Annotated in this window: 6 protein-coding genes; all 6 read right to left on the bottom strand. The window is 43.4% G+C overall.

Features of this window, described 5'->3' with window-relative positions; translation table 11 throughout:
* Window positions 1–99: 99 nt before the first annotated feature.
* Window positions 100–717 carry an HAD family hydrolase gene (locus tag LG34_RS14705; RefSeq protein WP_109216734.1) on the bottom strand — a complete coding sequence of 206 codons (618 nt, stop codon included), beginning with the start codon at window positions 715–717 and terminating at the stop codon, window positions 100–102.
* Window positions 718–720: 3 nt separating this feature from the next.
* A complete protein-coding gene (gene purD, locus LG34_RS14700) occupies window positions 721–1,995 on the bottom strand; it encodes a phosphoribosylamine--glycine ligase (protein WP_109216733.1) in 1,275 nt (424 codons plus the stop codon).
* Window positions 1,996–2,181: 186 nt separating this feature from the next.
* Complete coding sequence (gene purN / locus LG34_RS14695; RefSeq protein WP_109216732.1) at window positions 2,182–2,808, bottom strand: phosphoribosylglycinamide formyltransferase; 627 nt, start codon at window positions 2,806–2,808, stop codon at window positions 2,182–2,184.
* Window positions 2,802–3,827 carry a phosphoribosylformylglycinamidine cyclo-ligase gene (gene purM, locus LG34_RS14690; protein WP_109216731.1) on the bottom strand — a complete coding sequence of 342 codons (1,026 nt, stop codon included), beginning with the start codon at window positions 3,825–3,827 and terminating at the stop codon, window positions 2,802–2,804. Before purM ends, purN begins: the two co-directional genes overlap by 7 nt.
* 130 nt (window positions 3,828–3,957) lie before the next feature.
* Complete coding sequence (gene purE / locus LG34_RS14685; protein ID WP_109216730.1) at window positions 3,958–4,464, bottom strand: 5-(carboxyamino)imidazole ribonucleotide mutase; 507 nt, start codon at window positions 4,462–4,464, stop codon at window positions 3,958–3,960.
* 182 nt (window positions 4,465–4,646) lie between these two features.
* Entirely contained in the window at window positions 4,647–6,716 is a 2,070-nt protein-coding gene (locus LG34_RS14680) for an aminopeptidase (RefSeq protein ID WP_109216729.1), read from the bottom strand.
* Between the last annotated feature and the right edge of the window lie 107 nt (window positions 6,717–6,823).

Raw genomic sequence — 6,823 nt, 5'->3', positions numbered from 1 at the left:
TACTCACCACTTGCAGAAGTGGGAGTCTCAACTCAGACTGAGATGAATTTACCGCAAGCACCCGGCGGAAAAATCCCGTCGGGTGCTATACATAAACTCTTATAAATTTTTTATTATTTCCGGCAACTGCTCCAGACTCTCTACCTGTGGTACATCTGCATCCACAGTTCCAAAACCATAAGCTGCAAACAAGAACGGAACTCCCGCTTTCCGACAAGCATTATAATCCCCCTGCGTATCTCCAAGATAATAATACTTCTCATAGTGGTTACGCTCAATCAGTGCTTTCAGATTTGCATTTTTCTGCTGTTGCGTATTGCCATAACACTCGATGTCTGCCACCAGATCACCAAGATGATAATACTCCAGAAATACTTCAATGTATCCTGCCTGACAGTTGCTGACAATACCGATCTCATATCCCATATCACGCAAAGTTTCAAACACTTTACGGATATCTCCGTACAGTTTTGCGCCAACATGGCTCAGATACTCATTCTCATCCCGCTCGCAGGCATGAATGATCTCCATCGCCTCATCCAATTTATATTCTGATAACAATTCTTTTGCGAAACAGTCCATGGTTTTTCCCATGAGACCGATCAGCTGTTCTCTGCGAATATGCATTTCCGGACAGGTCTTATTCCAGGACTCCACGATTTCATCCACAGAATCCCACAACGTACCGTCCATATCAAAAATAACTGCTTTTTTCATAAATTATGCCTCATCGATGGCTTTACCGATATCATGACGCATATATTTGTTTGCGAAATCAATCCATTCTGTTGCCGCATAAGCGTTTGCGCGGGCTTCTTTTAAGGTAGCACCTTTGGCAGTAACTCCAAGGACACGACCGCCGTTTGTCACGATCTTGCCTTCCTCATTTAACTTGCTACCTGCATGGAAACAGTAATAGCCATCTTTGTTTTCAAAATTCTCCAGACCTTTGATCTCGAATCCTTTTTCATAGGAAACCGGATAACCATCACTTGCCAGAACAACACAAACTGCTGCATTGTCCTCAAACTGCAGATTGATCTGATCTAAAGTTCCATCGATGCAGGCTTCCATCACGTCAATCACATCATTTTTCATACGTGGAAGGACAACCTGTGCTTCCGGATCACCAAATCTGGCATTGTACTCCAGAACCTTCGGTCCATCCTCTGTCAGCATCAGACCAAAGAAAATGATACCTTTGAAAGTACGTCCCTCTGCTGCCATGGCATCTACCGTTGCCTGGAACACATATTTTTTACAGAACTCGTCTACTTCTTTTGTATAGAACGGGCTTGGTGAGAAAGTTCCCATACCACCTGTGTTTAATCCCTGGTCGCCGTCTTTTGCACGTTTGTGATCCTGTGCGGAAGACATGATCTTAATGGTTTTTCCGTCTACGAAAGATAATACGGATACTTCACGACCTGTCATAAACTCTTCGATAACCATATGGTTGCCGGCAGAACCGAATTTTTTATCCATCATGATCTCTTTGACGCCAGCTTCTGCTTCCTCTAAAGTATTGCAGATCAGCACGCCTTTTCCAAGTGCCAATCCGTCTGCTTTCAGAACGATCGGCATTTTTGCTGTTTTCAGATATTCCAGTGCTTTCTGAGGATCGTCAAAATTCTCATATGCTGCAGTTGGAATATTGTATTTTTTCATTAAATCTTTGGAAAATGCTTTGGAACCTTCCAGAATTGCTGCTGCTTTGTTCGGTCCAAAGACGCGAAGTCCCTCTGCCTCAAAAGCATCTACCACGCCGCCAACCAACGGATCGTCCATGCCGATGATGGTCAGGTCGATCTGGTTTTCTTTTGCAAATGCAACCAGTTTGTCAAATTCCATAGCACCGATCGGTACACACTCTGCGATCTGTCCGATTCCGGCATTGCCCGGTGCACAGTAAATTTTATCTACACGACTGCTTTTTGCCACACTTGTTGCGATGGCATGCTCTCTTCCGCCACTTCCTACGATCAGTACTTTCATGTCAGTTCTCCTTTTTACATTCTCTGTGTTTTCTCAAGAATGCTCTCAATCTCTTTGTTATTCACGCTTTATAGATCTGAGAGTCATCTTACGTTTGATATATCAAAAGTCCATATAAGCTGACGAACGCTGTTACCTTTTTTACAAGGTATTTCAGACATCCGTCAGCTTTTATTCCTATGTATATTATTCTTCTACGATTGCTTTTCCGTCAACAACCTTAACCTTGCCGTTTGCGATCAGATCAATGGCTTTCGGCATAATGATCCATTCTGCCTCTTCCATGACACGCTGCTGTAAAATCTTCGGTGTGTCACCATTTTTTACTTCAACGGCTTTCTGTAAAATAATTGGACCGGTATCGGTTCCCTCATCTACAAAATGACAGGTTGCTCCCGTTACTTTTACACCACGGTTTAACACGCCTTCATGCACTTTCAAACCATAATATCCGGTTCCGCAGAAAGACGGAATCAGAGATGGATGAATGTTGATGATGCGGTTTCTGTATTTCTGGATCATCATCTCCGGGATGACTACCAGAAATCCTGCCAAAACGATCAGATCTACCTGCGCCTCATCCAATACTGCTAACAGTGCCTCATGAAACTGTGCTCTGTCCTCATAATCTTTCGGAGAGATGCAGCGGTTTGGGATACCTGCCTTTGCGGCACGCTCCAGCGCATAGGCATTTTTGTTATTGCTGATGACCGTTGCGATCTCGGTGTTTGTGATTTTTCCATCTGCGATGGCATCAATGATCGCCTGCAGATTCGTACCGCCGCCGGATACCAGCACTGCAATTCTTAGCATAAATCTACTCCTTTTTCACCATCAATGATCTTTCCTACAACATATGGTGTATCGCCTGCCTGTTTGATTGCTTCCATGGTCTTGTCAACGTCTGCCGGATCTACAGCAACGATCATGCCAAGTCCCATATTGAAGGTGTTGTACATCATTTCTTCGGAAATGTCGCCTTCTTTTGCAAGCATTGCAAAAATTGGTGGTACCGGGTAGCTGTCTTTCTCTACTACCGCACGTTTACCGTCGATGAGCATACGCGGAATGTTCTCATAGAATCCGCCGCCTGTGATGTGGCTGCATGCTTTGACTGTCACGCCAGCTTCACGGATGGATTTTAATGCATTTACATAAATTCTTGTCGGAGCTAATAATGTCTCGCCAAGAGTTTTTCCAAGTTCTTCATGATAGGTATTCAGAGTTTCCTCATCCATCTGGAATACTTTACGAACCAGAGAGAATCCGTTGGAATGTACACCGGTAGAAGCCATACCGATCAGCACATCGCCGTCTTTTACCTCGCTTCCTGTGATCATATCTTTGCGGTCAACCACGCCAACTGCAAAACCAGCCAGATCGTATTCATCCTCAGGCATAAGTCCCGGATGCTCTGCTGTCTCACCACCGATCAGCGCTGCGCCGGACTGTTTACATCCTTCTGCTACACCTTTTACGATCTCAGCAATCTTCTCCGGATAGTTTTTGCCGCAGGCAATATAATCCAGGAAAAACAGCGGCTCGCCGCCTGCGCAGGCAATATCGTTTACGCACATTGCAACTGCATCGATTCCGATGGTATCATGTTTGTCCATTAAAAATGCAAGTTTTACTTTTGTACCGCATCCGTCTGTGCCGGATAACAATACCGGATCTTCCATCTCTTTGATCTTATTTAAAGAAAATGCTCCGGAAAATCCGCCAAGTCCGCCAAGAACTTCTGCACGCATGGTTTCCTTTACATGTTTTTTCATCAGCTCTACTGATTTGTAACCAGCTTCAATATCTACACCTGCTTTTTTGTAATCCATTCTGAATTCCTCCGTTATGTATCAGCACATATTTTCATGTTCTTTTATCAACGCGGATATTTGCAATCCACTTGCTCATAATCAAATAGCTCCTGCTTCACTCAACAGAAACATTGTATCCTTACTCTGACTATTTTGCGTAATTTTTATATCCGGTTTCCTGTAATTTTTCGTCTTTTTCCACTACCTGAGATTTCAGCTCCTCTGTGTAAGCTTTCAGTTTCTCTAAAAGTTCCGGATCAGAAGTAGCCAGAATCTTTGCTGCCAAAATACCAGCATTTGCGCCACCATTGATCGCTACAGTTGCAACCGGAATTCCGCTCGGCATCTGTACGATGGAGTACAGAGAATCTACACCGCCCAGATCAGATGTCTTCATCGGGATTCCGATTACCGGCATCGGGAAGATTGCTGCACACATACCCGGCAGATGAGCTGCTTTACCTGCTCCGGCAATAATTACTTTGAAGCCTTTCTCCTCTGCGGATTTTGCATAGTCAAAAAACACATCCGGCTCACGATGTGCGGAGATGATACGCATCTCATAATCGATACCGAATTTATCCAAAATTTCTGCTGCCTTTGCCATGATCGGCATATCTGAATCACTGCCCATTACAATTCCTACTTTAGCCATTTGTATGTGCTCCTTTCATCCCTCATGTAAATATTTATAACACCATCAGAGCAAAATTGTTTTATCCTGATGGCTTACTACTCTGTTTACATCTTACCTTGAATCATGCAAATTTGCCAATTATATATTGTTATATTTTTTATAAGTGCCACTAATATACATCATTCGTTTCATTTGTTTTTCTAATAATTTAATAACGGCTCGTTAAGTTCTTCTGCGCCTTCCACCTGAAATAAACCGTCGCGGATAATGTCTGAAGTGCTGCCATCCGGACGAATGACTGTAATCGCACCAAGTTCATCATACGGAATGGTGATATCTGTATGGCAGTTAAAGTATGCCTTTGACATATCCTCTTTGCGAAGCAGACTCTTCTCATTATCTCTGGCAATGATCTCCTTGCCATTCGGATTGTAAACAGCGGTATCCTCTGCATGAGAATAGCAGGTATCGCCCACTGCAAAATGCGGACCTGTCTTTTCCGCGATCAGGATCGGCAATTTTGCTCCGATCTGATATTCTTTTGCCATACGATAAGCGGTTGTATTTGTTCCGATGGCAAACTCGCCCATCGGTAATGTTTCATGACGCATCAAAATATTATCACGGATATAAGCCTTGTTCTGTGCCTCATCCGCAAAGTTTCCGCAGTTGTAACTCTCGATCATACCGTCTTTGAACACAACTTCCAGATCAAGATACTGCAGACCGTTTAAAAATACTTCTGATACATGCAGCGTTCCGTTTGTTCCTGCCAGAACCGGTGACGTAAATACCTCGCCAACCGGAATATTGACATCTGCCACACAGTTTTCAAAAATTGTCTGTTTGTCCGGATCGGTCAGCGGATGAAGTGCTACTGTCAGATCCGTACGGTTGCCGCCACGACCGGTGATGTGTACTTTTGTACCAGTGTCAAGCACATCGATGATACACTGCTGCATTTTCTGATATTTCGCATAATCCAGAGTATTGATAACCACTGTCTCTGCAAAAATTTCCTTAAATTTATCACCGATCTCCGGAATCGGATAAGCAATGATCGTGAAGCTGCGCTCCTCACCTTTGATATACTCATTTGTGATCTGACCGGACATGGATGCATTGTAAACAACCAGCTCCTGCTGACGGTCATGATAATGAATTGCAGCATCTTTTTTCTCCGGTGAAAACGGCTCCTCTCCAAAGACTTCCAGAACTGCCGGTCCGCCATGCTCTGCTGCCTGAATTTTATGCTGCTCAAATACAGTACGCAGTACTTCCAGACGCCGCTCCACAAATGCTTTATCAAAATAGAATGCTTTGTCTTCTTTATGATCAAAATCATACTGACGGTTTACGCTGGTTGCGTAAGCACCACGCTTGGAACCGCCACGGTTATTAAAGGAAGATGACGGCTCTCTGCTGATGGTCGCCTGCAGTCCGATTTTTTCAAAATTCTGGATGGCTGCACGGATCATGCGCTCAAATCCAATCTGATAATGAATCTGAACTGTCTTTTTCTTTTTGATATCCTTGCCAGTAATCTCAAATCCAATGCGATATCCTTCTGTATAAGTATCTGCCATGGACTGAATTTCTTCCTCGGAAAGCTGATTTAAAAATTCTGCAATGCCAAGTTCATTTTTTCCAATATAAAATCCATACTGATACAGATAACTGAGTTCAGACAGATCTGCTTTCATAATAATATTTTTGTACAGGCTGTCCACCGGATCGATCATTTCCCGGATCTGGTTCTCCACAAACACTTCACTGTAATCATGGAAATACCAGTAAATGGTCTGTTTTGCCTCCTGCACATCTTCTTCTTCGAAGCAGTTATACACCTGCACGAAAAGCTCCAGTAACAAGGTCAGTTCTGCCAGTTTTCCCTCAAAAGCATAGGTAATCGCCACATCCAACTCTGCACGCAGAAAACTTAACAACTCGCCTTCTTTTTCGCCAAAAATAGCTACTGCATAAGCCGGGTTCGCATAGCTTTCCTCATAATAAGCCGGCAGCATATGATGATATAACTGCTCCTGATCTGCCTTGCAAGTCTCCAGGCTGCGCTGCTGCAAAGTTCCATCTTTTGCCATCTGACACAGTTCCATTGTTTTTTTCAAATAAACTGCTGCCTCTGTAAAATATCCTTTGTAAAGCTCCGGCACCAGAGCTTCTTTGCTGATTTCCTCCACACGCTCTGCCACCAGTTCATATCGTTCTTCGATTGTCTCATCTAAAAAATCATTCCAAACGCTGTCACCCATATTATTTTATCTCCTGCTGATTTTTTATTTATTATTTTCATTTTTTCTATTTGTTGCTATAAAATTCAAGTCGAACGCACGTGAGACTTGGTGCGTGATTCTGGTCA

Source organism: Eubacterium ramulus (genome assembly GCF_003122485.1).
Taxonomy (GTDB): domain Bacteria; phylum Bacillota; class Clostridia; order Lachnospirales; family Lachnospiraceae; genus Eubacterium_I; species Eubacterium_I ramulus_A.
This window is presented reverse-complemented; position numbering and strand designations above follow the sequence as displayed.